This window comes from Streptacidiphilus sp. PAMC 29251 (assembly GCF_054208735.2).
This window is the reverse complement of record NZ_CM135725.2, coordinates 627,058-653,025: the sequence shown is the minus strand read 5'-3', so window position 1 is coordinate 653,025 and position 25,968 is coordinate 627,058. Positions and strand designations below refer to the sequence as shown.

General features: G+C 72.5%; 18 protein-coding genes and 1 pseudogene. 14 read left to right on the top strand and 5 right to left on the bottom strand.

Annotation, left to right across the window (positions count from 1 at the left end):
* Positions 1-57: 57 nt before the first annotated feature.
* The 10 genes from ACXKR8_RS03170 to ACXKR8_RS03125 all read left to right on the top strand — a co-directional run bounded on the left by ACXKR8_RS03170 (position 58) and on the right by ACXKR8_RS03125 (position 17,639).
* Positions 58-594, top strand: a complete 537-nt coding sequence (locus ACXKR8_RS03170) for a TetR/AcrR family transcriptional regulator (RefSeq protein WP_458271360.1) — start codon at positions 58-60, stop codon at positions 592-594.
* 154 nt (positions 595-748) lie between these two features.
* Positions 749-2,683 carry an AfsR/SARP family transcriptional regulator gene (locus tag ACXKR8_RS03165; RefSeq protein ID WP_458271359.1) on the top strand — a complete coding sequence of 645 codons (1,935 nt, stop codon included), beginning with the start codon at positions 749-751 and terminating at the stop codon, positions 2,681-2,683.
* A 116-nt stretch (positions 2,684-2,799) separates the two neighbouring features.
* Entirely contained in the window at positions 2,800-4,953 is a 2,154-nt protein-coding gene (locus ACXKR8_RS03160; RefSeq protein WP_462100291.1) for a TOMM precursor leader peptide-binding protein, read from the top strand.
* Positions 4,946-6,955 (top strand): TOMM precursor leader peptide-binding protein, encoded by a 2,010-nt coding sequence (locus ACXKR8_RS03155; RefSeq protein ID WP_458271357.1) that lies wholly within the window; start codon positions 4,946-4,948, stop codon positions 6,953-6,955. The genes ACXKR8_RS03160 and ACXKR8_RS03155 overlap by 8 nt, the downstream gene beginning before the upstream one ends.
* Before the next feature lie 58 nt (positions 6,956-7,013).
* Positions 7,014-8,639, top strand: coding sequence for a SagB family peptide dehydrogenase (locus ACXKR8_RS03150; protein ID WP_458271356.1), 1,626 nt, complete (start codon positions 7,014-7,016; stop codon positions 8,637-8,639).
* A 133-nt stretch (positions 8,640-8,772) separates the two neighbouring features.
* Entirely contained in the window at positions 8,773-11,487 is a 2,715-nt protein-coding gene (locus ACXKR8_RS03145; protein WP_462100290.1) for a lantibiotic dehydratase, read from the top strand.
* Positions 11,488-11,495: 8 nt separating this feature from the next.
* Entirely contained in the window at positions 11,496-12,563 is a 1,068-nt protein-coding gene (locus ACXKR8_RS03140) for a lantibiotic dehydratase C-terminal domain-containing protein (protein ID WP_458271354.1), read from the top strand.
* Positions 12,564-13,930: 1,367 nt separating this feature from the next.
* Positions 13,931-14,860, top strand: a complete 930-nt coding sequence (locus ACXKR8_RS03135) for an ABC transporter ATP-binding protein (protein ID WP_458275284.1) — start codon at positions 13,931-13,933, stop codon at positions 14,858-14,860.
* Positions 14,857-15,606 carry an ABC transporter permease gene (locus tag ACXKR8_RS03130; protein ID WP_458271353.1) on the top strand — a complete coding sequence of 250 codons (750 nt, stop codon included), beginning with the start codon at positions 14,857-14,859 and terminating at the stop codon, positions 15,604-15,606. The genes ACXKR8_RS03135 and ACXKR8_RS03130 overlap by 4 nt, the downstream gene beginning before the upstream one ends.
* Complete coding sequence (locus tag ACXKR8_RS03125) at positions 15,603-17,639, top strand: TOMM precursor leader peptide-binding protein (RefSeq protein WP_458271352.1); 2,037 nt, start codon at positions 15,603-15,605, stop codon at positions 17,637-17,639. Before ACXKR8_RS03130 ends, ACXKR8_RS03125 begins: the two co-directional genes overlap by 4 nt.
* Before the next feature lie 61 nt (positions 17,640-17,700).
* On the opposite strand, the gene ACXKR8_RS03120 is transcribed toward ACXKR8_RS03125, so the two are convergent.
* From ACXKR8_RS03120 to ACXKR8_RS03110, 3 genes are read right to left on the bottom strand one after another with little or no spacing between them, the layout of a single operon-like run.
* Positions 17,701-17,904, bottom strand: coding sequence for a lantibiotic protein (locus tag ACXKR8_RS03120; protein WP_458271351.1), 204 nt, complete (start codon positions 17,902-17,904; stop codon positions 17,701-17,703).
* A gap of 21 nt (positions 17,905-17,925) precedes the next feature.
* Positions 17,926-18,126 carry a thiazolylpeptide-type bacteriocin gene (locus ACXKR8_RS03115; RefSeq protein WP_458271350.1) on the bottom strand — a complete coding sequence of 67 codons (201 nt, stop codon included), beginning with the start codon at positions 18,124-18,126 and terminating at the stop codon, positions 17,926-17,928.
* Positions 18,127-18,162: 36 nt separating this feature from the next.
* Complete coding sequence (locus tag ACXKR8_RS03110; protein ID WP_458271349.1) at positions 18,163-18,363, bottom strand: thiazolylpeptide-type bacteriocin; 201 nt, start codon at positions 18,361-18,363, stop codon at positions 18,163-18,165.
* Between the two features lie 146 nt (positions 18,364-18,509).
* Here ACXKR8_RS03110 and ACXKR8_RS03105 point away from each other — a divergent pair, with 146 nt between their 5' ends.
* From ACXKR8_RS03105 to ACXKR8_RS03095, 3 genes are all read left to right on the top strand, one after another.
* The gene (locus tag ACXKR8_RS03105; protein ID WP_458271348.1) at positions 18,510-19,820 is read left to right on the top strand and encodes an amidohydrolase; all 1,311 of its coding nucleotides are present in this window, start codon (positions 18,510-18,512) and stop codon (positions 19,818-19,820) included.
* A 65-nt stretch (positions 19,821-19,885) separates the two neighbouring features.
* Positions 19,886-20,953, top strand: coding sequence for an LLM class flavin-dependent oxidoreductase (locus ACXKR8_RS03100; RefSeq protein WP_458271347.1), 1,068 nt, complete (start codon positions 19,886-19,888; stop codon positions 20,951-20,953).
* Positions 20,954-21,068: 115 nt separating this feature from the next.
* The gene (locus ACXKR8_RS03095; protein ID WP_458271346.1) at positions 21,069-23,912 is read left to right on the top strand and encodes an ATP-binding protein; all 2,844 of its coding nucleotides are present in this window, start codon (positions 21,069-21,071) and stop codon (positions 23,910-23,912) included.
* A 16-nt stretch (positions 23,913-23,928) separates the two neighbouring features.
* Here ACXKR8_RS03095 and ACXKR8_RS03090 read toward each other — a convergent pair.
* Positions 23,929-24,797 (bottom strand): annotated as a pseudogene (locus ACXKR8_RS03090) (SDR family NAD(P)-dependent oxidoreductase).
* A gap of 58 nt (positions 24,798-24,855) precedes the next feature.
* Here ACXKR8_RS03090 and ACXKR8_RS03085 point away from each other — a divergent pair.
* Positions 24,856-25,524 (top strand): TetR/AcrR family transcriptional regulator, encoded by a 669-nt coding sequence (locus ACXKR8_RS03085; protein ID WP_458271344.1) that lies wholly within the window; start codon positions 24,856-24,858, stop codon positions 25,522-25,524.
* Positions 25,525-25,563: 39 nt separating this feature from the next.
* Here ACXKR8_RS03085 and ACXKR8_RS03080 read toward each other — a convergent pair whose 3' ends face one another.
* Complete coding sequence (locus tag ACXKR8_RS03080; RefSeq protein WP_462100289.1) at positions 25,564-25,908, bottom strand: hypothetical protein; 345 nt, start codon at positions 25,906-25,908, stop codon at positions 25,564-25,566.
* Between the last annotated feature and the right edge of the window lie 60 nt (positions 25,909-25,968).

Here is a 25,968-nt window from a genome sequence, read left to right as displayed (position 1 = left end):
GTCGGTGGCGCGGTAAGCTCCCTTACCGTACCAAGAAAAACGAGGGGTCACTCTTTTATGCCCAAGGTAAGCCAGGCGCACCTCGACGCCCGCCGTCGGCAGATCGTGGACGCCGCCCGCGCCCGGTTCGCCAGCCACGGCTTCGCCCGCACGTCCATGGCCGACATCGTCACCGAGTCCGGACTCTCCAACGGGGCCATCTACCGGTACTTCGCCAGCAAGGACGAGATCGTCGTCGCCGTCTGCGAACAGGGGACCGAAGCCCTGCCGCAGGCGCTCACCGTCGAGGCCGTCGGGGGCTTCCTCGAACACGTACGCGCCCTGGCACGTGACACCGACCACGCTCGACTGGTCGCCCAGATCTACGCCGAAGCCGCAGTATCGCCGCCACTGGCGGCCGTTGTTCAACAACAGCTCGCCGCCATGCGGGCCGCGGTCGCCGAGCTGGTACCCGACCGTCGGCGTCGGCAAGCCGGACAGATCGCCGAAGGGTTCGTCGCCCTCTGCATGAGCTACAACCAGCAACTGGCCATCCGCGGCGACCTGGACCCCGCGCCCTTCACCGCGGCATTGATGTCGATCATCGACGGCTGACCAAGGGCTCGAACGGACCCGACGGAGACCACGCCGCGTGAACCCAGCGGGGAAACCCCGCGTGCTGAGGACGCGGGGTTTCACGGATGCCCGGGGGAGAAACGCGCTGCCAGACTCCTGAAGGCGGAACGAACCTCCGGCCCAGGAAGGGGTAGTGACTCGCGCAGTGACTGATCCGGCAGCGGTACGCGGCAAGGCGCTGGAGGTCTCCCGGGACTCCCGCGCACTGGCCCTGACATCGATCGCCTCCCGCCCCGCAGGCACCGTCGGCTCCGTAGGCACCGGAGGCCCCGCAGGCGCCGGCGCAGCGGACCTCGGCGGCGGTCAGGCGGAGCGTACCGCGGTGACGCGCTTCTCCGTGCTGGGGCTGGTGAGCATCGCGGACCAGGCCCAGACCGTGGTGTTCCGTCCGTCCAAGCCGGTGTCCCTGCTGGCGGCGCTGCTGTTGCACCCCAATCAGACCCGGTCGGTGGAGTTCCTGCAGAACGCCGTGTGGGAGGACTGCCCCTCGCCCACGTCCAAGGCCACGCTCCAGACCTATGTGCTGCGGCTGCGCAAGCTCTTCCAGAAGTTCAGCATCTCGGACAATGTGATCGAGACCGTCCCCGGTGGGTACCGGTTGCCCGCCACCGCCGACAGCCTGGATCTGGTGCAGTTCCGGGAGCTCGTCCAGGCGGCCCGGGCCCGGAACACCCTGGAGTCCGAACTGTCGCTGCTGTGCCAGGCGTTGGCGCTGTGGCAGGGTCCGCCGCTGGCCAACATCCACTCCGGGGCGCTGCACCGGGACGAGGTGCCGCGACTGACGGAGGAGTGGTTGCGCGCGGCCGAGCGATGTTTCGACATCCAGATCGACCTCGGCCAGCACGGGGACGTGACCGCGGCGGTGCGGGCGGCCACGCTGGTGCACCCCGGCCATGAGCGCTTCCGGGAGCAGCTGATCGAGGCGCTCTACCGGACCGGACGGCAGGCCGACGCACTACGTGAGTACCGCAGCGTCAAGCGCTACCTCCGCGAGGAGTTGGGTGTCTACCCCGGCGCCGCACTCCAGCGGCTGGAGGCGGCGATCCTCCGGGGCGAGGAGCTCGGGCCCCGGGTCCGCCCCCGGCCGCCGGTCCAGACGTCCGCCGCGCCGGCTCGTCCACCGGCCGAGGCGCCGCGACAGCCGCTGCCCCCTGATCTGCCCCACTTCGTGGGTCGGCAGCGGGAGTTGGGCGTCCTCGCCGAGCAGTTGACCGCCGCGTCGTCCGGTCCGATGGTCGTCGTGGTGTCGGGCCCGCCCGGGATCGGCAAGACCGCACTCGCCGTCCGGCTGGCCCACCTGGTGACGCCGCACTTCCCCGGCGGTCAGTGGATCACCCGGCTGCACGGAACCGAGCAGGTGCCGCGGGTGGAGCCCGGCGGGCAGCCCCGCAGTCTGCTGCTCATCGACAACGCCAGCGCCACCGAGCAGATCGAGCGGCTGCTGCCTACGGAACCGGGCAGTGCCGCGATCGTCACCGCCAGGTCCAGCCTGGTCGACCTGGTGCTGAAACGCGGCAGCCGGACCCTGCGGTTGGACGCGCTGGCCGCCCCGGATTCGCTGCTGCTGCTGGAGACCATGCTCGGCAGCGGCTGGGGTGCGGCGGAGCCGGCCGCGGCCGACCAATTGGCCGAGCTGTGCGGTCACTTCCCCCTGGCGCTGCGGGTGGCCGCGACGCGGTTGCTGTCCGGTACCGAGCGCACCACAGCCGATCTGGTCCAGGCGATCAGGGCCGATCCGGTCCGCAAACTGGTCACGGCCGGGGACCGGCAGGTGTCGGTGCACCGGATCCTCGCCGAGTTCCTCGCCGGACTCGACCGGCAGGTGGCGGAGGCCTTCGTCCGGATCGGATCGTCACCGGCCGCCGAATTCTCGCTGGAGGACTGCGCGGCGTTGGCGGGGCATCCGGTGGGGAGGACGGAGCAACTCCTCGAATCGCTGGTCGACGTCGGACTGGTCGACGTCGTACTGATCGGCGGCGGTGCCGACGCCCGCTACCGGGTGAACCTCCTGCTGCGCGGCTTCTGCACCGCGGTGGCCGGGTCACGTGCCGAACTGCGGTCCCGCTGAGCCGGTGTGACCCCCTGGTCTGCCCTCGCTTTTTTCGTGTCCATGTCCTGCGTGCCTGGATGGGTGGTGTCCCGATGACCGATTCCTATGCCTCGATCTCTCTGAGCCGACCGCGTGTGAAGCACGATGTGCTGTATGTGCAGACCCCCGACGGGGTCCTGTTCCACGACTCCCAAGGGGGTTTCCAGCTCACCGCCAAGTCCGCCTACCAGTTGGCGTGCCTGGTGGTGCCGTACATGAACGGCCACCACACGGTGGAGCAGTTGTGCGGCAGTCTCAGTGCCGAACAGCGGACCATGGTCGCGGACCTGGCCGAGGCCCTGCTCGACCGGGGGTTCGCCCGCGACGCCGAGCCGGCGAACACCTTGTCGGCCGACGCGGGCTGTACGCCGGCCGAGGCGGAGCGGTTCGCGGCGCAGCTCAACTACGTCGCCCACTACCGGGACCACTCCGAGGAGCGGTTCGTGGCGTTCCGCAGGGCCCGGGTGGCCGTGCTCGGCGGGGACGCGATCGCCCGCTGGTGCGTGCTCAGCCTGATCCGCAACGGCGGGTCCGCGATCGGCGTCCAGGCGGCCCTGCGCGACCCCGAGAACCGCTTCCAGGAGATCGAGGCGGAGGCCGCCGAACTCGCCGCCGCCCAATGCCCGGTCGACCTGGTCGACCTGCCGACCCCGCAGGGCGCGCTCAGTTGGGACGAACTGGCCGGTTTCGACACGGTCGTGGTCTCGGTGGACGGGGCCGGGGTCCGCCAACTGCTGGACCTGGTCGAAGCCGGGGTGCCGGCCGGGGTGACCCTGCTGCCCGCGGCCACGATCGGCGACCAGGCGGTGGTCGGTCCGCTGATGTCGGAGGGGCGTCCCGGCTGCTGGATCTGCGCGGTACTGCGGATCGGCGCCAACGGGGGGCCCGGTGCCGCCGCGCAGGTGTGGAGCAGCCTGGTCGTTCCCGACACCGGCCCCCGGCCGGGCCGCCAACTGGCCGCGATGCTGGGCAACCTGCTGGCCTACGAGGTGTTCCGCTCGCTCACCGGCGTGGTTCCCCCGGAGACCGAGGGGACGGTGCTCTGCCAGGACCTCCAGTCGATGGACGTGGCCACCCAGCCGTTGGCGCCGCATCCGGCCTGCCCCGGGTGCGGTCCCGGCCTCGCGGCCGACCCCGACGCGCTGGTCGGCGTGCTGCCGCTGGCCGAGGTGGTCAGCGCCCCGGCGGACGCCGCGGACACCGAGGCCCGCAGCTCCCAACTCGCGGAGGTGGCAGGGCTGGTGGGCCACCGTACCGGGGTGTTCACCCGGTTCGCGGACGAGCCGTTCACCCAGCTGCCGCTCAAGGTCGGACGGGTCCAACTGGGACTCGGGCAGACGGTGCGGCGCACCGTCACCGCGTTCGACGTCCACCACACCGTCGGAGCGCGGCTGAACGCCCTGTACCGCGCGGCCGAGGTCTACGCGGAGCACGCCGTCCCGCAGCCCGCCGCAGCCCCGGAGGGGGGAGCGCCCCGGCTCGATCCCGCCCGGCTCGACCTGCACAGCGGCACCGGGGCCGACACGACCGACATCTCCCGCTGGGCGGTGGCGACATCGGTCCTGTCGGGGGCGCGTGCGCTGGTCCCGGCCGGCGCGGTGCGGAGCTTCGGCCGGGACAACCGGCACCGGTTCTTCGTCGCCAGCTCGGCCGGTACCGGAGCCGGTCGGACCACGGCCGAGGCCCTCGACCGGGGCCTGCTCTCCGCGCTCGGATTCCACGCCCTGACCTCCGCGATCCGGGGGACCACGCCGGTCGGAGCGATCCTGCCGGACGGCCTGGCGGACGATCCGGAGCTGGACTTCCTGCTCGAGTCCGCCCGCAACCTCGACCTCGACGTGGAACTGCTCCAGCTCTCCGGTGCCGACGCCCCCGCGCCGGTGCTGCTGGCCCGAGCGTTCGACCAGGTGGCCGACACGCCGCTGTGGGCCGTCGGTTCGCGGCTGAGCTGGCAGCAGGCCGCGCTGACGGCGCTGCGCGACCTGGTCGGACAGGTCCAACTGAGCCGGGACGCCGCGACCACGGACGAGTACGACCCGGGCGATCCGTTCATCAGCGCCTTCGACCCGTACGCCCTGGGCGTCAGCCACGAGGCCAAGCCGGAGCTGGGCCGGGACAGCGGCTGGGCGGACGCCCTGGACCTGCTGCGCGGAACCGGTCGCGAGGCGTTCGCGGTGAACACCTCCTCGGCGGACCTGTCGGGCGGCGGCATCGCCACCGTGCGCGTGCTGCTGGCGAACCGTGACTGAGACGCTGCCGTGGGAGGACTCCTGCGCCGCCTTCGGAGAGCGGGTGCGGGCCGGACTCTCGCGGCACCGGTGGACCGGGACGGCCCGGTCGGACGGCCCGGCCGTCGAGGTCACCGTGCGGCCGTGGGGCGTCCGGGACGAACTGGCCGTCCCCGCCGGGACGGACCCGGCGACCGGGCGCGACCGCTGGTCGGCGCCGATCGGGCTCGACGGCGGCAACGCCGTCGTCGGCCCGGTCCTGCCGCCCGGCGGCGGGGGACAGGCTTGTGCCCGCTGCGTCGCCCGCCGGTGGCAGCTGGTGCGGCATCCGCAGGTGCGCGAGGCGCTGGAACACGGCGCGGAGGCCCTTCCGGTCGGCGCGCCCCCGCTGCTGACACCGTTCGCCGCCGACACGGTGACCGCGCTGGTCATAGGCGAACTGGAGCGGCAGCGGGAGAACGAGGGGGAGCACCGGTCGGCGGAGCAGCCGCTGCCGTTCGTCCATCTGGTCCGGCTGGCCGATCTGACGGTGCAGCGGGTCCGGCTGGTGGCGGACTCGCAGTGCCCGGACTGCGGCCGGCCCTGGCCGGACGACGCGGCCGCCGCGGAGGCCGCGCTGAGCGGCGTCGGCGTCGACGCCGTGCCCAAGCGGGCCGGGGGCGGCTTCCGCGGCCGTTCCGTGGACGACTACGACCTGCCGCTGGACGGCTACCTCAACCCGGTGTGCGGAGTGCTGGGGCAGGGGGCGAGCCATGAGTTCGGCCTGACCACGACCTCGGCGGTGATGGGATGCATCGCCGAACGCGCCGACGACGAACTGTACGAGATCTACTGGGGCGGCCACGCAGAGTCCTACCGGGGCAGTCTGCGGATCGGCCTGTTCGAGGGGCTGGAGCGCTACGCGGGAGTCCGGCCGCGCGACCGGCAGGTGTCGGTCCGGGCGTCGTTGGACGCGCTCGGCGGCAAGGCCCTGGACCCCCGGGACTGCGGCCTGTACTCGGAGGAGTTCCACCGCAGGCGGCCGGATGCGCCGGTCTTCTCCAGCTCGGTCGAGCTGCCCTGGGTGTGGGGGTACTCGCTGCGGGACCGCCGGCCGGTGCTGGTGCCGCAGGTCCTGGCGTACTACCACTCCGCCACCGAGGCGGACCGGTTCGTCCAGGAGTGCTCCAGCGGCTGCGCCTCCGGCTCCTCGCTGACCGAGGCCGCCTACTGCGGTCTGATGGAACTCATCGAGCGGGACGCCTTCCTGCTCGCCTGGTACGGCAGACTGCCGCTGCCGGAACTGGACCCGAGCACCAGCACCCGCCTGGTGACCCGTCAACTGGTGGACCGGCTGGCACTGTACGGCTACCGGGCCCGGTTCTTCGACACCGGGTCCACCTTCCCGGTGCCGGTGATCACCGGGGTCGCGGTCAGGCAGGACGGCGGGTTGGGCGCGCTGTGCTTCGGGGCGGGGGCCGGGCTCGATCCGGAGGACGCCCTGAGCGCCGCGCTCGCCGAGATCGCCACCGACGCGACCCAGCTGGCGACCCGGGTCGGCTACGACGAGCCCCGGCTGCGGGCCATGGTCGAGGACTTCGGCAAGGTCACCGGACTGCACGACCACCCCATCCTGTTCGGCCTGCCCGAGATGGCCGAGCACGCCGACTTCCTGCTCGGCGGACCGCCCCGCCCGCCCGGCGGCCCGCTGCCGGTCTCGGCGGTGCGCGGCGCGGACGGCCCCGCCGGCCGGGGCCCCGGCGGCAGCGCGGACCTGGGCGTCGACCTCGCGGACTGCGTACGGATGCTCGCGGCGGCCGGGCACGACACCATCGTGGTCGACCAGACCATCCCCGAGCAGCGCCGGCTCGGGCTGCACACCGCGGCGGTGATCGTCCCCGGCCTGCTGCCGATCGACTTCGGCTGGCACCGGCAGCGGGCGCTGCACCTGCCGCGGATGCGGACCGCGCCGATGGCGGCCGGGCTGCGGGAGCGCGAACTGACCGCCGCCGACCTGAACCCGGTCCCGCACCCCTTCCCCTAGTTCCTCCAGCCTCCACCGGACTCTCCTGCTCCCCCCAGCCTCCTCGAAGGGAACCTCGATGGACGTCGCTCATGAGTACCTCAGGTCAGTCCTGTGGCGCAGCAGGATCCCGATGGAACCGGTGGACTTCACCGCCGACTGGTCGGACCACCCGCGCCGGAGCAAGTTCTACCCGGACGTGGAGCGGCTCGCGCTCCCGTCGGGGACGCCGTCAGACCTGGCGACGGTCGGCGGCGCGCTGTTCGCGCCGGTCGACCCGGAGCCCGCGCCGTTCACCCTGCCGGTGCTGGCCGACATGCTGCTGTACTCCTACGGTCAGGTCGGCCGTCGGCTCGCCCTGCACTCCAACTCCAATACGGTCACCCTGCCGCAGTACGGGGCGGCCGGCTGGTCCCGGGGCACGGCGTCGGGCGGCGGGCTCTACCCGGTGAGCGTGTACTGGGTGACCGGCGCGAGCGGTCCGACGCTGCCGGGGGTGTACCACTACTCGCCGACGCACCACGCGATGCAGCGGCTGCTGGTCGGCGACGTCTCGGCCACCGTCACCGAGGCGATCGGCGAGGTCGGGCCCGCCACCGACCAGTACCTGGTGCTCGGGCTGAAGTTCTGGCAGAACTCCTTCAAGTACAACAGCTTCTCCTACCACGCGGTCACCATGGACATCGGCACCGTCGTCCAGACCTGGAAGATGTGGGCCCGGGCGCACGGCCTGGAGGTGTCGCCCGCCCTGTGGTTCGACGAGGAACTGCTCGCCGGGCTGCTCGGCGTCCGGGCCCAGGACGAGGGGGTGCTCGCGGTGGTGCCGCTGCGCTGGGCCGACCGCGCGGCGCCACCAGCGGCGCCGGAGAGGTCGGCGCTGCCGGAGGTACGGGAGCCGCGGCCGGCCCGGAACCGGACCTCCGAGCGGGAACGCTCCAAGCGGGTGGTGGGCTTCGAGGCGATCACCGGGATGCAGGACGCCGCCATCGACGGCGCGCGGCAGCGCCCGGCCCCCGAGGCGCTGAAGAGCGCGTACATCGACAGCCCGCACGGCGGGCCGGAGCTCGGCCGTCCGATCCAGTTGCCGCCGGTGCTGCCGATGGAGATGCCGCTGCGCACGGCACTGTCCGCCCGGCGCAGCAGCTTCGGCCGGTTCTCCGCCCAACGACCGACCCGGACCGAGCAGTTGGGCACCGTGCTGGCGGCGGCCTCGGCCGCGGCGGCGCTGCCGTGCGATCTGAGCGCCCCGGACCAGGGCCTCGACCTGGCCGGACTGTATGTCTTCGTCAACCATGTGACCGACGTGGAGCCCGGGGTCTACCGGTTCGATCCGGCGGAGAACCAGCTGCGGCTGATCCACGAGGGCTCGCGCGGCCGGTTCCTCCAGTACACCTACTTCCTGGAGAACTACAACCTCGAACAGGCCGCCGCGGTCATCGTCCCGACCGTCCGCGCCGCGGCGGTGCTGGACGCGGTCGGGGCGCGGGGCTACCGGCTCACCAACGCCGTCGTCGGCGCGATCGCCCAGGCGGTGTACACCGCGGCCCCGGCCGTGGGCCTGGGCTGCGGCGTCGCCCTCGGCTTCGACAACATCGCCTACGCCGAGGAACTGGGCCTCCAGGACACCGACGAAGTGCCCCTGCTGATCATGATGATCGGCCATGAGCGCCCCATGGACGCCGACTTCCGCTACGACCTCGTCTGAGCCTGCGCAAGCAGCGAAGGGGACCCATGAGCTCCGCGACCTACGCGTCCGCGCACCCGGACGCCACACCACCCGACCCCCACCTCCCACCGGAGCCCGGTCCTGGCTGCTGGGACGGAAGTTCATGCTCAGGGTGGCCTCCCTGCCGACCGAGGCGATCCAGCGGCTGCGCACGCCGCACAGTGTGGCCTGGGCCGACCTGGTCCTGGAGGCCGAGACCCGGACGGCCGACCTGGGCCGCCGACTCGGCGAGCTGCTGGGGGAGTTGATCGGCGGCAACGCCGACGACAGCTCCCGGCGCGCGCTGCTGAAACTGCGGCGGAGCGTGCTCAACGGCAGGCCCCCGGCGGACCAGGAGGCCGCGCTGCGGCTGGTCGCCTCCCACGGCGGCGACGTCGACGCGGCGTTCGCCGCCTGGATCGCGGCGGGCCGCTCGCTGACCGCGCTGCGCGAGGCCGGCGGGCCGGTGGTGGAGGCGGAACTGGAGGCGGCCCGGGTGCAGTTGCGCCGGCTCAACGGCGACCTGCGGTTCCGTTCCGGCCTGCTGCTCGCGTCGCCGACACTGGACAGCGTCGTGGACGCCTACCACCCGGCCCCCGGCGCTCCGACCGGCAAGAACGAACGCCGCGTCGAGCGCTCCCTGCTGGAGTACGTCTACCGCACAGCGGCCAAGACCAGCCCCTTCAGCACCCTGACCGGGGTCGCCCTGGGCGAGTTCACCGACCCCTACGCGCCCTCCCCGGTCGGCGTCGGCGTGGACGAGCACTGGCCGACCTTCCCCCGGCTCAATGTCGCGGTGCTGTCCCGGCTGGCGGACCGCATCGTCGCCGATCCGGATCTGCGCGAGGAACTGCGGATCGAGTTGGCCGCCGGACTGACCCCCGGCGCCGACCGGGTGCGCTACATCCGGCGGACCATCACCCGCGGCGCCGACGACGCCACCATGGGCTTCGACTTCGCCCGGGACAGCCTGTTCTTCCTGCGCAACAGCGAGGTGCTCGGCACGGTGCTGGCCCTCTTCGACGAGCGCGGCGGCTGGACCATGCGCGAACTGGCCGAACGGCTGGGGGAGGCCTATCCGAGCCTGGCCGACGAGCCCCGGCAGTACCTCCGGGTGCTGCTGAGGCTGGGGCTGCTCCAGTCACCCGTCCTGCTGCTGGACGTGCACGAGCCCGATCCGGTCCGGGCCTTCGCCGAGAGCCTGCGGGGCCTGGGTTCGGCCTGGTCGGCGCTGCTGGCGGACCGGCTCACCGCCCTCGCGGCCGAGATCGACCGGTACGCCGGCGCCGACCTCGCCGAGCGCCGGGCGCTGCTGGCCCGACTGCGGGAGGGCTTCACCGAACTCCTGGGATCGGTCGGCGGAACCGACGCCGTGCTGCCCAAGACCCTGCTCTACGAGGACGCCCGCGCCGCCCGCCCGGCGCTGGCCTGGGACGGCCGCGAGTGGGCGCGGGCGGTGGGCGGCCCGCTGCGGGCGGTCAGCGAGATCCTGCCCGCCTTCGACGCCTCGATCGGCCACCGGCTCACCCTCAAGGGCTTCTTCCTGGCCCGCTACGGGATCGGCGGCCGGTGCGACGACGTGCTCACCATGATCCAGGACTTCCACGAGGACATCTACGACCTCTACTCCGACGCGGCCGTCCGGCAGGGGGTGTTCGACGCCGACGGGGTGCTGCAGCCCCAGGTCAACTGGTTGCGACGGCCGGAGTTCTACGCGGTCGACCGGGCCAGGGGGCTGTTCGTGGAGGCGATGCGCGACAGCTGGGCCGCCCAGCCGCCCGGGGGAGCGGACATCGACCTCGACCCCGCGCTGCTGACCCGGATCGCGAGCGAGCTGACCGAGGTCGCCGACAGCGTGCAGAGCTACGGGCACTTCGTCCAGCCCTGCACGGCGGCGCCGGCGACGCCGGACGGAGCGCCGTTCGCGGTGCTGAACCGGTCCTTCGGCAGCGTCGCCTTCCCGTTCTCCCGCTTCACCCACTGCTTCGAGGACGTCGCGCCCGGCGGCCTGGCCCAGGACGTGGCGGCGTCGCTGAGGGAACTCCAGCCCCCCGGGGCGCGCTTCGCCGAGGTCGTCGGCGGCGCGGCCGACCACAACCTCAACCTGCACGCCCACCTGCTGGACTTCCAACTGGTCTACCCGGGCGAGAAGAGCGCGCTGCCGCTCGCCAACCAGATCGACCTGGAGGACCTCCAGGTCCGGCACGACCTGACGGCGGACCGGCTGGTGCTCTGGTCCGGCCGGCTGGACTGCGAGATCATCCCCGTCTACCTGGGCTATCTGATGCCGATGGCGCTGCCGGAGATCCCCCGCGCCCTGCTGATGTTCTCGCCCGGCACGCACTCGGTGCTGGACGTCTGGGGCGGCGTGCCCGAGGGCGCCGCCGTCGACGGAGTCACCGTCCGCCCCCGGGTCACCCGGGGCGGCCTGGTGCTCAGCCGCCGCACCTGGAACGCCCTGACCGAGCAGCTGCCGACCGAGGCGGCGAACGCCACCGACAGCGCCAGGCTGGTCGGCTGGCGCCGGTGGCAGCGCACGCACGGCCTGCCGGACCAGGTGTTCGCCAGGTTCGAGAAGCCCGAGGGCGCGGACGGCGGACGCGGCGGCTGGTCCAAGCCCCGCCACATCGACTTCACCAGCGGCCTCTCGCTCACCCTGCTCGCCTCGCTGATCAGGACCACCGGCAACCGGGTGGTCTTCGAGGAGGCGCTGCCCACCGAGGACCAGCTCCAGGTGGTCTCGGACGCCGGTCACCACGTCGCCGAGATGCTGGTCGACGTGGTGACCGGACTCTCCCCCGTGAGCCGGCAGTCCTCCCGGTTCATCCAGCTGAAGACCTCGAGGTGACCACCCGCATGAACCACGTCGACGCACCGACCCCACCGCAGGAACCTGTCGGCGAATGGCAGGCCCTGCACGTCTTCTACGCCGCGAGCTCCCGCCCGCTGATCGTCGACTGCCTGGAGCCGCTGATCGACTCGCTGTGTGCGGACGGCCTGCTGGCCGGCTACTTCTTCATCAACTACTGGGTGGAGGGCCCGCATGTGCGGCTCCGGCTGAAGCCGGCCAGGGTGTCGTTGACCGACGAGGTCAACAGCCGCGCCGAAGCCGCCGTCCAGGCGTACCTGCGTCGGCGGCCCGCCCTCTACGACACCCAGAGCGAGTTCGGGGCCAGCCTCTACGAGACGCTCTTCGAGCTGGAGTTCAGCCCCGAGGAGCGCGAGCAGTTCATCGCCCCGGACGGCCGGATGCTGCTGCGCCCCAACAACACCTACAGCCGCGAGCCGTACGAGCCGGAGTACGGCAAGTACGGCGGCCCGGCCGGGGTCGCCCTGGCCGAGTGGCACTTCCAACGCTCGACGGACCTGGTGGTCCGGGCCAACCAGACCATGAACCTGCACCTGCGCCCGGTCCTGCTCGGTCTGTCGGCGCAGTTGATGATGGTGATGACCACCGCCTTCCTGCCCGGCGAGGCGGCCTCCCGCGAGTACCTCCAGAGCTACCACGACTTCTGGAGCCGCTCGTTCAGCAGCACCGAGTACATCAGGGACACCGAGTACAACCAGGCCTACGACCAGATGGGCGACCGGGTGGCGGTCCGCTTCAGCGATCTGCGCCGGGCGCTGGCCTCGGGGGACGGCGGGCGGCTGCCGGAGATCCTGGCCGAGTGGTACGCCCACAGCCTGGACCTGCTGGGCCGGATCACCGAACTGGCCGAACGCGGCGCCCTGGAGTTCCGCTCCTGGACGGACGACCGGCAGGAGCTGGTCACCGACCCGCTGCAGGCCGCGCTGCGGCTGCTCTCGCCCTACCTGCACATGACCAACAACCGGTTGTACGTCACCCTGGACGACGAGGCGTACCTCTCGCAGGTGCTGGCCCGGGGCCTGGTCGACGCCGACCGGATGCAGGACACCCGGTGACCGCGGACACGCTGCTGGAGCAGCGGCCCAAGCGGCGGCCGGAACTGGTGCTGGGCCCGGAACTGCTGCGCGGAGCCCGTCCGATCCACGTGGTCAGGGACCCCGGCTCCGGGCGGCTGCACGAGCTGGGGGCCAAGGAGTTCTTCGTGCTGTCCCGGCTCGACGGCGGGCAGACCCTGGGCCAGATCGGCGACGCCTACGCGAGCACCTTCCAACGGCGGCTCGGCGAGGCCGGCTGGTACCAACTGCTCGCCCTGCTGGCCTCCCGGCGGCTGCTGGACGGCGACCCCGCCGCCGCCCGCGAACCGCAACCCGCGCTGCCGGAACCGACCGGCCAGGACCAGGACCAGGACCAGGGCCAGGAGCAGGACCAGGGCCGGACCCGGATCCAGGGCAACCTGATGCAGGGTCGCCTCGTGTTCTCGGAGAACCCGGGCCCGATGATCGACAAGGCCTACCGCAAGCTGCACCGGCTGCTCACCCCGGCGGTGATGGCGCCGCTGCTGGCTGTCATCGTCGGCATGGAGGCCTACCTGGCCTGCCGGCTGCCCGATCTCGGCCACGACGCCGCGCACTACTTCGACCAGCCGCAACTGGCCATCATCGTGGCCGGCCTGCTGTGGTGCAGCACCAGCCTGCACGAACTGGCCCACGGCCTGGTCGGACGGCACTTCGGCGCGCGTCCCACCCAGATCGGCTTCAAGTGGCTGTTCCCGCTGAACGCCGTGTACTGCCGGGTCGAGGACGTCCCGCTGCTGCGCGGCCGGTGGCCCAAGATCGCCATCGCCGCCGCCGGAGCGGTGACCAACCTGCTGTTCCTGCTGCCGTTCTTCGTGCTGTGGCTCTTCCTGCCCCAGGGCGACGTGACCGGGACCAGCATCGGCGCGCTGCTGCTGTTCGGCAGCATCGAGGCGCTGCTCAACCTGGTCCCGATCCCGCCCACGGACGGCTACGTCCTGCTCGGTCACGGCCTGCGGATGTCCAGGCTGGCCGGGGAGAGCTACCTGTTCCTGCGGGCGGCGGGACGGTCGCTGCTGCGCCGCGAGCCGTTCCCGCGCCAGTACCCGCGCTGGACCCGGTGGGTGTACGGGGGCTACCCGGTACTGCTTGCCGCCATGGTCGGCTGCGTGCTGGCGGTGGCCCAGCTCAACTTCAGCCGGCGGGTACCGGAGCCGTACGGCCGGCTGGTCGTCCCGGTGCTGCTGCTGATCATGCTGACGCGCTACACCGGCCTGCGGATACGTGCCCGGCGCGCCGCGGCGAAGGCGGTTCCCCCGGCCACAGCCCCAACGACAGCGGTACCGACACCGACGGCGGATCCGGTGGCGCTGGTCGCCGACCCCCGCCCGATCGAGGAGGAGAAGGACATGGCACCCCGACGAGCAACCGCCGGAACCGGCCCGGCGGTGACGCTCCAGGGCGTCACCAAGAGGTACGGCGAACTGACCGCCGTCGACGACGTCAGCCTGACCGTCCAGCGCGGCGAGATGTTCGGCGTCCTGGGCCCCAACGGCGCCGGCAAGACCACGCTGATCGAGATGATGGAGGGACTGCGCAGCGCCGACGCGGGAACGGTGTCGATCCTCGGCCTCGACCCGTGGCCCCGCAACCGGGCCCTGCTGCCGCAGGTCGGGGTGCAGTCCCAGGCCGCCGCCTTCTTCACCCGGCTGACCACGATCGAGCACCTGGAGACGGTCGCCGCGCTCTACCGGATGCCCCGGGCCCGGGCCTACCAGGTGCTGGAGCAGGTGGGCCTGACCGAGAAGGCAGGCACCAGGGTGGAGCAGCTGTCCGGCGGTCAGCGCCAACGCCTGGGCATCGCCTCGGCGCTCACCCACGACCCGCAGCTGCTGTTCCTGGACGAGCCCACGGCCGCCCTGGACCCGCAGGCCCGGCGCGACCTGTGGCGGCTGCTGCGGGAGATCAGGGACCAGGGCCGGACCATCGTCTACACCACGCACCACATCGACGAGGCCGAAGCGCTGTGCGACCGGGTGGCGATCATGCGCGCCGGCCGGGTCATCGCCGTGGACCGGCCCCGGACGCTGGTCGAGGCGCTGGACGAGCCGCTGCGGCTGCTGGTCCCCAGCGGCCGTATCTCGGCCGAGGACGCCCGCACCATCGTCGGCGTCGACTCGGCGACCGACGAGGGCGACCAGCTCGTCATCGCCACCCGGACCCTGGTCCCGGTGCTCTCCGCGGTGTCGGAGCGGGCCGGCTCCGACGGCATCAGCACCCGCGCGCCCTCGCTGGAGGACGTCTACTTCCGCCTCACCGGACTGGAGTTCACGGTATGAGCGACTACCGGGCACTGTCTGCGGCCGCGACCAAGTCCTATGTCCGCGACCGCACCACGCTGTTCTTCACCTTCGCGTTCCCGCTGGCCTTCCTGGTGGTCTTCGGCCTGCTGTTCGGCGGCCAGAGCTACGGGACGCACAAGCTGATCGACTACCTCGCGCCGGGCGTGCTGTGCTGGGCCGTCGCCAACGGCGCGCTGTTCGGCGTCGCCTACACCCTCGCCCACTGGCGGCGGACCCAGGTGCTGCGGCTGCTGCGGATGACCCCGGTCCGGGTGACCACCATCCTCAGCTCCCGCTACCTGGTGGCGCTGGGGGTGGCCCTGGTGCAGGCGTTGTTCTTCACCGGGGTGGCCGTCCTCCCGATCTTCGGACTGCATGTGTCGGGGGAGGTGTTCTGGGCGATACCGGTGCTGACGTTGGGGGTCACCGCCTTCTTCGCGATCGGCATGATCATCGGCACCTACACCAGCTCGCTGGAGGCAGTGGCCGCGATGGGCAACTTCATCATGCTGCCGATGATCTTCACCTCGGGCACCTTCTACCCCATCGACGGCAGTCCGCTGTGGCTGCGGATCGCCTCCAGGGCGCTGCCGCTGCGCTATATGACCGACGGGGTCGCGGGCGTGCTCTCCGGCGGGAAACCGGCCGACTCGATCATCGTGCCCTGCATCGCCCTGGCCTGCTTCACCGTCGTCGGCGCGGCCTTCGCGACCCGGCTGTTCCGCTGGGGGCGTGAGACATGACCGCGCCCACGACCACGCGCACCGGCGCGAGCACGCCCGCCCTGCCGCACGCCGCGAGCGTCCGGGAGCTGCAGCGACTGCTGGACGCGCGGACGAGCCGGCACCAGGGCCCCGGTCCGGTCACCGCGCCACGCGCGGGCGCCCTGGGCGTCGCCGACCTGCTGGCCCGCGACCCGGCCGGGATCGCGGCCTACTCCGCGGCCAGCACCGCGGCCGGTGAGCGGCAGCAGGCGGTGAACGTGCACCTGACCGCGCACGCCGTCCTGATCGGCCCCTGGGGCGGCGACCCCGACCTCCCGTCCGGCTGCGGCCTCTGCCTGGGCATGCGCTGGCAGCGGCTCCGTCCCCGGCTGGAGCAGGCCGCCCTGTACGGCGGCGGGCAGGCCCGCCCGGTGGGCTCCTGGCCGCTGCTGACAGGACATCTCGTGGACGCGGTCTGGGGCTGCTACCAGGCGGCCTTCCTCGATCCCCGACCGCGGCCTGACGCCGGCGCCCTGCCGCAGGTGACCCGGATCGACCTGGCCACCCTCACCGTCCGCACCGTGCCGCTGCTCCCGGAGCCCAACTGCCCCGGCTGCGCCCGGACCCGGCCGGCGGCGGACGCCCCCGCGCCGCTCGCCGCCGCCGCCGCCCCGCCCGCTACCGCCCCCGCGCCGCCCGAGCTGCGACCGCGTCCCAAGTCGGCCCCGGACGCGTACCGGTCGCGCCGCCCGCAGGAGTACCTGCTCCCCGCCGACGCGCTGGTCAACGAGGTGTGCGGAGCGCTGGGCCCGGCCGCGTACCAGCTGCTGGACTCGCCGACCACCGCCCCGGTCAGCGGCAGCGGCACCCACCGCGCGTACACCGGCCTGATGGAGCTGACCTGGAGCGGCCAGGCGGACTCCTTCGGGCTGAGTCGGGAACTGGCCTTCCTGGAGGGCCTGGAACGCTGGTCGGGCAGCTCCCGCCGGGGCGAGCCGACCTTCCGGGTGCTGGACTCCCTGGACAACCTCGGCGAGGCCGCGCTCGACCCGCGGACCTGCGGCGAGTACGCGCCGCGGACCTACCGCGAGGACCCGCTGCTGGAACCGTTCGCCCCGGACCGGACCATCCCCTGGGTGCGCGGCTACTCGCTGCGCGACCACCGGACCGTGCTGGTGCCCGAGCGGCTGGTGTACTACGGCTCGGGGACCGCCGCGGACAACTTCGTCTTCGAGTGCTCCAACGGCTGCGCCAGCGGCGGCAGCCTGGAGGAGGCGGTGCTCTTCGCGCTGCTCGAACTGATCGAGCGGGACGCCTTCCTGCTCGGCTGGTACGGCGGCGCGGACCTCACCGAGATCGACCTGGGCGGTGTCGCCGACCTCCGGCTGCGGACCATGGTCGACCGGGCCGGTCTCCAGGGCTACGACGTCCATGTCTTCGACAACCGGATCGACCTGGCGGTACCGGTGGCCACCGCGGTCGCCGCCCGCCGCGACGGCGGACCCGGCACCCTGGTGTTCGCCGCGGGGGCCAGCCCGCATCCGGAGTCGGCGATCCTCGGCGCGCTGTCGGAGATCCTGACCTACCTGCCGGTCATCCCGCGCCAGGTGCACACCAGGCGGGACGAACTCACCGCCATGGCCGAGAACTTCGACCTGGTCAGAACCCTCCCGGACCACTCCGGTCTGTTCGCGCTGCCGGAGATGGCGGTGCACGCGCGACGCTACCTGGAGGCCGGGCGCCGGCTCCCGGCGGACCAGGTCTACGCGGACTGGAACCGCCGCCGGCCCCGGAACCTGGACCTGTTGGACGACATCCGGTTCTGCCGGGACGACCTGGCCCGGGCCGGGCACGACGTCATCATCGTCGACCAGACCTCGGCCGAGCAGTTGCGGCTGGGACTGCGGACCGTGTGCGCGATCGTGCCCGGGCTGCTGCCGATCGACTTCGGCTGGTCGCGGCAACGGGCGCTGCATATGCCGAGGACGTTCTCGGCGCTGCACCGCGCCGGGCTCCGCGACCGGGAGCTGGGCCCGGACGATCTGCACCTGGTTCCGCATCCGTTCCCGTGAGCGGCGTCCCGTGCTCGGGACCGGGCAGCGAGCCCGGTCCCGACCACGGGATGACGGTACGTCAGGCGCAGGTGCTGGTCGTGCTGCAGGTGCCGCTGCAGGTGCTGGTGCAACTGCTGGTGCTGGTCGAGGTGGGGGCTTTGCCCGCCGCGCTCAGCAGGTCGCCGACCTCGGTGTAGTCCACGATCTCGAAGACCTCGGTCTCCAGCTCACGGAGTTCCCGGGCGAGGGCGTTGAGGTCCAACTCCTTGTTCATGTCGCTCATCTCTCTACCGGAAGGGGAGGGTCAGGCGCAGGTGCTGGTGCAACTGGTCGTGCTGCTGCAGGTGCTGGTGCAGCTGCTGGTGCTGGTCGCGGCGGCGACCGGGGCCTTGCCCGCTGCGCTCAGCAGGTCGCCGACCTCGGAGTAGTCCACGATCTCGAAGGTCTCGGTCTCCAGGGCCTGGAGCTCCTTGGCGAGGAGGCTGAGGTTCAACTGGTCGCTCATGGCGGTCATCTCTCTGTCAGAGGAGGCGGGCGGAGGTCAGGCGCAGCAGCTGGTGGTGCTGGTGGTGCTGCTGCAGGTGCTGCAGCTCGCGGTGCTGCACTGGGACGGCGCGGGAGCCGGGGCCTTGACGGCGCTCAGCAGGTCGTAGGTCTCGGTGTAGTCCACGATCTCGAAGACCTCGCTCTCCAGAGCCTGGAGCTCCTTGGCAAGCACGCTGAGGTCGAGGGAGTCGCCCATGGGGTGGTCCTGTCCGTGAGATCGGTGCGGGCCGGACCCCGCAGGGTCCGCCTCGCCCGGCGGCTGTCTGCCGCCTGACGACCATTCAGCCCGACACCGCTGTCGGGGAGCCGAACAGTTCACTGACACATCGCTGGAGGACGGCATTGGACATCACCGAGGGTCTGGACGAGCGGCTGCTCGGCTCGCTGGTCGAGCTGTACCTCGACCTGCACCGCCACCCCGAGCTGTCGGGCGCCGAAGTACGCACCGCCGGAGTGCTGGCCGGCTGGCTGGCCGACTGCGGGTACGAGGTGACCGCGGCGGTCGGCGGCCACGGCGTCGTCGGGATGCTGCGCAACGGGCCCGGTCCGGTCGTCCTGCTGCGCACCGAACTGGACGGGCTGCCGGTCCGGGAGCGCACCGGGCTGCGCTGGGCGAGCACCGAGCAGGCCGTCCGCGCCGACGGGGTGCGCGAGCCGGTGATGCACGCCTGCGGGCACGACGCCCATGTGGCCGCGGTGGCCGGGGCCGCGAGGCTGCTGGCCGGAGCCGCGTCCCGCTGGCGCGGGACGGTGCTGGTGGTCGGCCAGCCGGCCGAGGAGACCCTGTCCGGTGCGGCGGCCATGCTCGCGGACGGCCTGCACCGGCGCTGGCCGCGGCCCGATGTCGCGCTGGCCCAGCACGTCGGCCCGGCCCCGGCCGGCACCGTCCTGCACTGCCCGGGTCCGGTCACCGCGGGCGCGGCCTTCCTCGAGGTGCGGTTCGACGGACGCGGCGGCCACGGCGCGATGCCCGAGCTCGCGCCGAACCCGGTGCTCGCCGCCGCCGCCCTGGCGCTCGCGGTCCAGGGCGCCTTCGGGGCCCCAGCCGAGCATCAGGAGCGGGTGGTGGCGACGGTGGGGGCCATTCGGGGCGGGGCCAGGCCCAATGTCGTCCCCGAGACGGCGACCGTGTCCCTCGGGGTGCGCAGCCTGTCGGACACCGCACTGGACGCGGCGGTGGCCGAGGTCGCGAAGCTGGCCGAGCAGGCCGGTGGCCGGCAGGGCTGTCCCGGTCCGCCCGAGGTGCGGGTCACGGCCCGGGTGCCGGTGCAGCACAACGACGCGGCCGCCGCTGACCGGGTCCGCCGGGCGCACCAGGCCGCCCTGGGGCCCGGCCGGGTCCTCGCCACCGGACCCTCGATGGCAGCGGAGGACTTCCCCCTGCTCGGCTCGGCGAGCCCGGCGGACCCGGCGAGCCCGGCTGACCCGGTGCACGCGACGGCCACGGCGACCGTCTACTGGGCCGTCGGCTCGACCGGCGCCGCTCAGTGGGCCGCGGCGGCCGGGCCGGGCGCGACGGTGCGGGAGCGGCTCGCGGCGCTCCCGGTGAACCACTCGCCGTGGTTCGCCCCGGATCCGGTGCCCACCGTCCGCACCGCCGTCACCGCGATGGTCACCGCCGCCTGGGCGTTCCTGGCCGACCCGGACGGATGACAGCGAACTGTGAGCGCTTCCACCACCACCCAAAGCCAGACTGACCCAGGACGAATGGAGTCACCATGAAGCACGGCATCTCGCTGCTCCCCGACTGCCGACCCGACCGGCGCAGCGCCACCGACTACTACGACGACGCGCTGGCCGTGGCCCGGCTGGCCGACCAGGGCGGGCTGGACTACGTCAAGATGACCGAGCACTACCTCGGCGACTACGGCGGCTACTGCCCCAGCCCGCTGACCTTCCTGTCGACGGTCGCGGCCCAGACCCAGCAGATCCGGCTGATGACCGGATGCGTCCTGCCGGCCTTCCACCACCCGGTCCAACTGGCAGCGCACGCGGCCATGGTGGACGTGATCAGCCACGGGCGGCTGGACGTCGGTTTCGCCCGGGCCTGGCTGCCGTACGAGTTCGAGGCCCTCGGCGTCCCGCTGGACACCAGCCGAGCCAGGTACGAGGCCACGATCCGGGCCGTGCTGCGGCTGTGGAGCGAGGACAAGGTCACCGAGGACACCACGTTCTTCTCCTTCCGCGACGCGACCTCGCTGCCGCCGGTCGTGCAGCGCCCGCACCCGCCGGTCTGGGGAGCGGCCACCCGGTCGCGGCAGAGCTTCGAATGGCTGGGGCGGCAGGGCTTCGGGCTGCTCGTCTCGCCGTCCCCGCTGCGCAAGGACCTGGCCTACACCCGCGAGCTGGTGCGGTCCTACCGGGAGACCTTCACGGCGGTGCACGGCAGCAGCGGGCGTCAGCCGCAGGTCGCCGTCAGCCTGCCGATGTTCGTCGCCGAGACCGACGAGGCGGCCTACCAGGAGGCGATCCCCTACCTGCGGGACTACCTGTCGGTCACCACCGAGGCGGCCCGCTCCTGGTCCCGGGTCCGGTCCACCAACTACGCCGGGTACGAGAGCATGGCCGACTCCTTCGGGCAGGTCAGCGACGAGGCGCTGCGGCACGGGGGCACCGCCGTGGTCGGGTCGGTGGAGACAGTGATCAGCGGCGTCCGGGAACTGGTGCGGGACCTCGCCGCTGACGTGTGCCTGTGGCAGGTCGACTTCGGCGGCCAGCGGCTCGATTCGATGGAACGGAGCCTGCGACTGTTCGTCGACCGGGTGCTCCCCGCCGTGCGCGACTGAACGGGAAACGGAACGGGAAACGGAACAGGAAACGGAACAGGAGCGGAACAGGAAAGGGAATTCGCGTACCAGAAGCCCCATTTCGGCGCTGGACGGGTAGTCTGCCGATACGCTGATGTCGGTGTCGGAGGTTCTTTTGGCTGAATTAGACAGAACACCGGCCGGGGACTCCGAGGACGGTCCGGCCTCGTTCAGTTCCTCCTTCGTCGGGCGGACGCGGGAAGTGCTGCGGATAGCGGAGTTGACGCAGCACAGCCGCGGCTCCTCCTGGACCGTGGTGGTCGACGGCCCGGCCGGGATCGGCAAGAGCAGGCTGCTGGAGGAGATCCGGCGGCGGCACACCGAGTTGGGCGACCTGGTGCTGGCCAGCAGGGCCACCGAGTTCGAACAGGTCATCCCGTTCGGGCTGTTCCTGGACACGATCGACGCCCTGCCCGGGTTCGAGGGCCGCCCGTTCCTCGGCGGGGACGACGAGAACGGACGCTCCCTGGTCGACCAGCACCGGCTCTACCGGAGACTGCGCGAGGCACTGGGCGAACTGGCCGACGGGGCCGGTCTGCTGATCACGCTCGACGACCTGCAGTGGGCGGACGAGGCGTCCCTCGGGCTGCTGGAATTCCTGCTCCAACGGCCCCCGGCGGGCCGGATCGGGCTGGTACTCGCCCACCGCTCGGGCACCTGTCCGCACCGGCTGGTCCGGGCGCTGGCCAGCCTCCCGCACCCCCCGCTGCGGCTGCGGCTGCCGCCGTTCCAGGCCGCCGAGATCGACCTGATGCTGCCCGGGCTGAGGCCCGGACGGCGGCGGGCGCTGGCCGAGGCCAGCGCGGGCAACCCGCTCTACCTCAAGCTGCTGACCGAACTGTCCACCGACGCCGTCACCGCCCTGAGCGGCTCGGCCCCGATCCATGACGAGGCCGTGGCCGCGCTCCTCGACCACACGGTCCGCGCCGATCTGGGCCGACTGGAGCCGCAGGCCGCCCTGGTGGCCCGCGCCGCCGCCGTGGGCGGGGCCGAGGCGACGGCCGACCTGATCGCCGGCATCGCCCAGTTACCGGAGAGCGCTGTCCTGGACGCGCTGGACCAACTCACCGCCCACGGCGTCCTGGTGGCGACCGACAACAGGGTCCGCTTCACCCATCCGCTGGTCCGCAACGCCGCCTACCACCTGGCCGGGCACGGCTGGCGGATCAGCGCCCACCGGCGGGCCGCCGACCACCTCGCCTCGGTCCACGCCCCGGCGATGTTCCGGGCCCAGCACCTGGAGCACTCGCTGCGGCAGGGCGACCGGGCCACCTGCGTGGAACTCGCCGAGGCCGCCAGGCTGGCGCTCGCCTCCGCGCCGGCCATCAGCGCGCACTGGCTGAGCAAGGTCCTGCAGGCCCTGCCGGAGACGGCGGACACCGCCGACCAGCGCACCGACTTCCAACTCCTGCTCGGCCGCGCCCTGTTGGCCTGCGGACAACTGGAACAGGCGAACAGCATGCTGCAGCAGCTCAGCGCTCGGCTCGGGCCCCGGCACCGCGAGACCGCGATGCTGCTCGCGCAGTGCAACCGGATCCAGGGACGGTCCCAGCACGCCTACGCGATGCTGGAGGCCACCGCTGCCGTCGCCGAGGGCGTCGACAACGAGCTGATCACCATCGAACTCGCCACCATCGACCTGATGAGCGGACGCGTGGGCGCCGGAATGCAGCGGGCCCGCACCCTGATCCAGCAGCGCGCCACCCTGGGCCCCACCGCGGCGGCGGCCGCCACCACCCTGCTGGCCCTGAGCGCCGCGGGCTGCGGCGAGATCGAACGTGCCGTCGCCGAGCTCGAATCCGCCCGTCAGGCGGTCGAGGCGCTGCCGGAACAGGACCTGCGCTCCGCGCTGGACGCCGTCGTCCCGCCGCTCGCGTGGGCCGCGCACCTACTGGAGCGGCCGGACCTGTCGCTGTACTTCCTGGACCGCGCGGTGCGGGTGGCGCGCTCCCACGGCCATCTCTACGCGCTGCCGCACCTCTACACGATCCAGTCCTACGCGCTGACCAAGCAGGGGCGGCTCGCCGAGGCGCTGGCCGCGGCCGACGACGGGGAGGAGAACGCCCGCGCCTTCGGCGCGACCGACATCCTCGCCCTCGCCGGGGCCGCCAAACTCCACCCGGTGCTGTGGACCCGCGGCCCCGACGCCGTCCGCGGCCTCTGGGAGGAGGCCCGACGGCTGCCGGAACCCGACAGCGACTGGTTCCGGATCAGCATCTCCACCATGATCGTGGACATCGGACTGCAGCTCGGCGCTGAGGTCCCCTGGGACGCCGCCCGGCTGCTGGACCTCGACCAGGACCGGCAGACCGATCCGATGCTGGCCGTCCGCTGGGGCCTGGCGGCACAGGTCGACGCCGCCGCGGGAAACACCGAGCAGGCCCGCACCTGGGCCGGGCGCTCCGTCGAGACCGCCACCCGGATGGGGCTGCCGGGCCAGCTCGGCACCGCGCTGATGTCCCGCGGCGCCATCGCCCGCTCCGCCGGCGACCATGCTCCGGCCTGCGGCGACGCCACCGCCGCGGTCCAGGCGTTCCGGACGGCCGGGCAACCGGTGCACGAGGGCCGCGCGCACCTGCTGGCCGCCGAGTCGGCCGTCGACTGCGGCCGGTTCGACACCGCCGGATCCCACCTGGTCCAGGCCCGCGCCCTGTTCCACGAGTCCGGTGCGGACTGGCTCGAACAGTGCGCCGCCCGGGTCCAACGCCGCCTCGTCGCCGTCCGCACCCACCGGGCGCACTCCGACCGGCCGACCCTCACCGAACGCGAACAGCAGGTCGCCGACCTGGTCGCCGAAGGAATGACCAACCAGGAGATCGGCAGCCGCCTGGTGCTGAGCCCCCGCACCGTCGAGACCCACGTCACCCGACTGCTCGCCAAACTCGGCGTCACCTCCCGCGCGGGCATACCCCGACAGATGGAGCGCCTGCACGGATGAACGTCGGTGGGAGTCTCTAGCGCTCGCAGTCGGGCGGGAAGGGGACCGGGTAGGGCTCGGCGAAGTCGGCGGAGCGGCTGACGTCGCGCCAGGTCAGGTCGTCCTCCAGGAGCCGCCGGTCGAGCCCGATGGAGCCCTCGGCGGCGTTCACCCCGAGCGGAAGGTGGTCCGGGATGCTGTGGCGCTTGGCCACCTGGACCAGGATCTCGGCGGCCCGGACCGGGTCACCCGCCGGTCCTTCGCTGCTCCGGCGGATCAGGGTGTTCACGGCGCCGACCGTCTCGGCGTACGCCTGCGGGATGTCGTGGACGGCCATCGAGGAACCTGCCCAGTCGGTCCGGAAGCCGCTGGGCTCCACGACGAGAACCTTGACCCCGAACGGGGCGGTCTCGGTGCGCAGCACGCGGCTGAAGCCGTCGATCGCGAACTTGGCCGCCTGGTACGAGGCGATCCCGGGGGAGCCCCCACCCGGCCGCCCATGGACGAGATCTGGATCACCAGGCCTCCCTTCTGCTCGCGCAGGATCGGCAGGGCGGCCTTGGTGACGTTGTAGACGCCCCAGAAGTTGGTCTCGAACTGCGTACGGAAGTCGTCGTCGTCCGTCGTCTCGATGGGCGAGACGTTGGCGTAGCCGGCGTTGTTCACCAGGACGTCGATGCGGCCGAAATGCCGTTTCGCCTCGGCGAGGGCCGTGCGTGCGGCCGCCGGGTCGGTGACGTCGAGCCCGAGGGGCCGGATCCGGTCGCCGAACTCCACGACGAGGTCGGCCAACTGCTCGGGGTTGCGGGCGGTCGCGGCGACGAGGTCGCCGGCTTCCAGGGCCGCGCGGACGAGAGCGCGGCCGAGGCCGCGGGAGGAGCCAGTGATGAACCAGGTCTGCTGCATAGACTTAGCAAAACACTGTTTCACTATTAACGCAACTGCGGTCCAGTAGGATCGGACCATGACCACGCCCGAGTTCCAGCGCGCCCGCTCACCCGAGGCCAAGCGGCTGCGCGAGGCCGCCATCCTCGACGCGGCCCGAGCCCTCGGGGCCGAGCACGGCATCCGCCAGGTGACGTTGACCGACATCGCCGCCAGGGCCGGGATGCACAAGTCGGCGCTGCTCCGCTACTTCGAGACGCGCGAGGAGATCTTCCTGCGGCTCACCGCGGCAGGCTGGCAGGAGTGGTCGCCCGCCCTGGCCGCGAGGCTGCGCGCGATCACCGAGCCCGGTCCGGAGACGGTGGCGCAGGCCTTCGCGGTGACGCTCGCGCAGCGCGGGATGTTCTGCGACCTGCTCGCCCAGGCGCCCCTCAACCTGGAGCGCAACGTCTCGGTCGAAGCGGTGCGCGACTTCAAGCTGGCCACCCTCGCCGCACGCCAGGACATCTTCGCCGCGCTGGACGAGCGGCTCCCCGCCCTCGACCGCGACGACAGCCTCGACCTGATCGCGACCGCCGTCGCGCTCGCCGGCGCGTTCTGGCAGATCGCCACACCGGGCCCGAAGATCGCCGCCCTCTACCGCAGCGACCCCCGCCTCGCCCATGCCGTCGTCGAGGTCGAGCCCCGCCTCACCCGCATCCTCACCGCGACCATCAAGGGCATGACGCCGACGGCGCCCACTTCGTAGGATCGACGCCCTGGCTGCTCTCCATGCTCCCACCAGCCGCTACGGCTGCGGCTTCGTCCCCGCTTCCGTGCCCGCCGAAGCCCGCATGCTGCTGACGATGGCGTAGAGGGTGTACAGCGGCACCGCGACCGCCATCAGGACCAGGAGACCGCAGAACACCGCCAGGGTGACCTTCCCGGTGACGTCCATCACCGTTCCCAGCACGTCCCCCAACGTATTCAACAGGCCGTTCATCAGCGCATGCCCTCCTCGAACCGTGTCGAACAGCTTCACCGTACGCCCGACGTGCGCACCGGCCGCGACCGGGCCGCGTGTTTCCGCTGTCCGAGGCCCGCGGCTCCGCAAGCCCGCTGCCGCCTGGAAGGTGCGTTCGCCGATGCCCACCCGCGGGCTGATCCGGCCGCACCTGCTGCGCCGCCAGATGCCCTCTGGCACGCCGAGGAA

Excerpts from the sequence above, each read along its gene's own strand:
- ACXKR8_RS03170 (WP_458271360.1), top strand. The coding sequence starts at position 58 with ATGCCCAAGGTAAGCCAGGCGCACCTCGACGCCCGCCGTCGGCAGATC.
- ACXKR8_RS03150 (WP_458271356.1), top strand. The coding sequence starts at position 7,014 with ATGGACGTCGCTCATGAGTACCTCAGGTCAGTCCTGTGGCGCAGCAGG.
- ACXKR8_RS03140 (WP_458271354.1), top strand. The coding sequence starts at position 11,496 with ATGAACCACGTCGACGCACCGACCCCACCGCAGGAACCTGTCGGCGAA.
- ACXKR8_RS03135 (WP_458275284.1), top strand. The coding sequence starts at position 13,931 with ATGGCACCCCGACGAGCAACCGCCGGAACCGGCCCGGCGGTGACGCTC.
- ACXKR8_RS03130 (WP_458271353.1), top strand. The coding sequence starts at position 14,857 with ATGAGCGACTACCGGGCACTGTCTGCGGCCGCGACCAAGTCCTATGTC.
- ACXKR8_RS03125 (WP_458271352.1), top strand. The coding sequence starts at position 15,603 with ATGACCGCGCCCACGACCACGCGCACCGGCGCGAGCACGCCCGCCCTG.
- ACXKR8_RS03120 (WP_458271351.1), bottom strand. The coding sequence starts at position 17,904 with ATGAGCGACATGAACAAGGAGTTGGACCTCAACGCCCTCGCCCGGGAA.
- ACXKR8_RS03115 (WP_458271350.1), bottom strand. The coding sequence starts at position 18,126 with ATGAGCGACCAGTTGAACCTCAGCCTCCTCGCCAAGGAGCTCCAGGCC.
- ACXKR8_RS03110 (WP_458271349.1), bottom strand. The coding sequence starts at position 18,363 with ATGGGCGACTCCCTCGACCTCAGCGTGCTTGCCAAGGAGCTCCAGGCT.
- ACXKR8_RS03100 (WP_458271347.1), top strand. The coding sequence starts at position 19,886 with ATGAAGCACGGCATCTCGCTGCTCCCCGACTGCCGACCCGACCGGCGC.
- ACXKR8_RS03095 (WP_458271346.1), top strand. The coding sequence starts at position 21,069 with ATGTCGGTGTCGGAGGTTCTTTTGGCTGAATTAGACAGAACACCGGCC.
- ACXKR8_RS03085 (WP_458271344.1), top strand. The coding sequence starts at position 24,856 with ATGACCACGCCCGAGTTCCAGCGCGCCCGCTCACCCGAGGCCAAGCGG.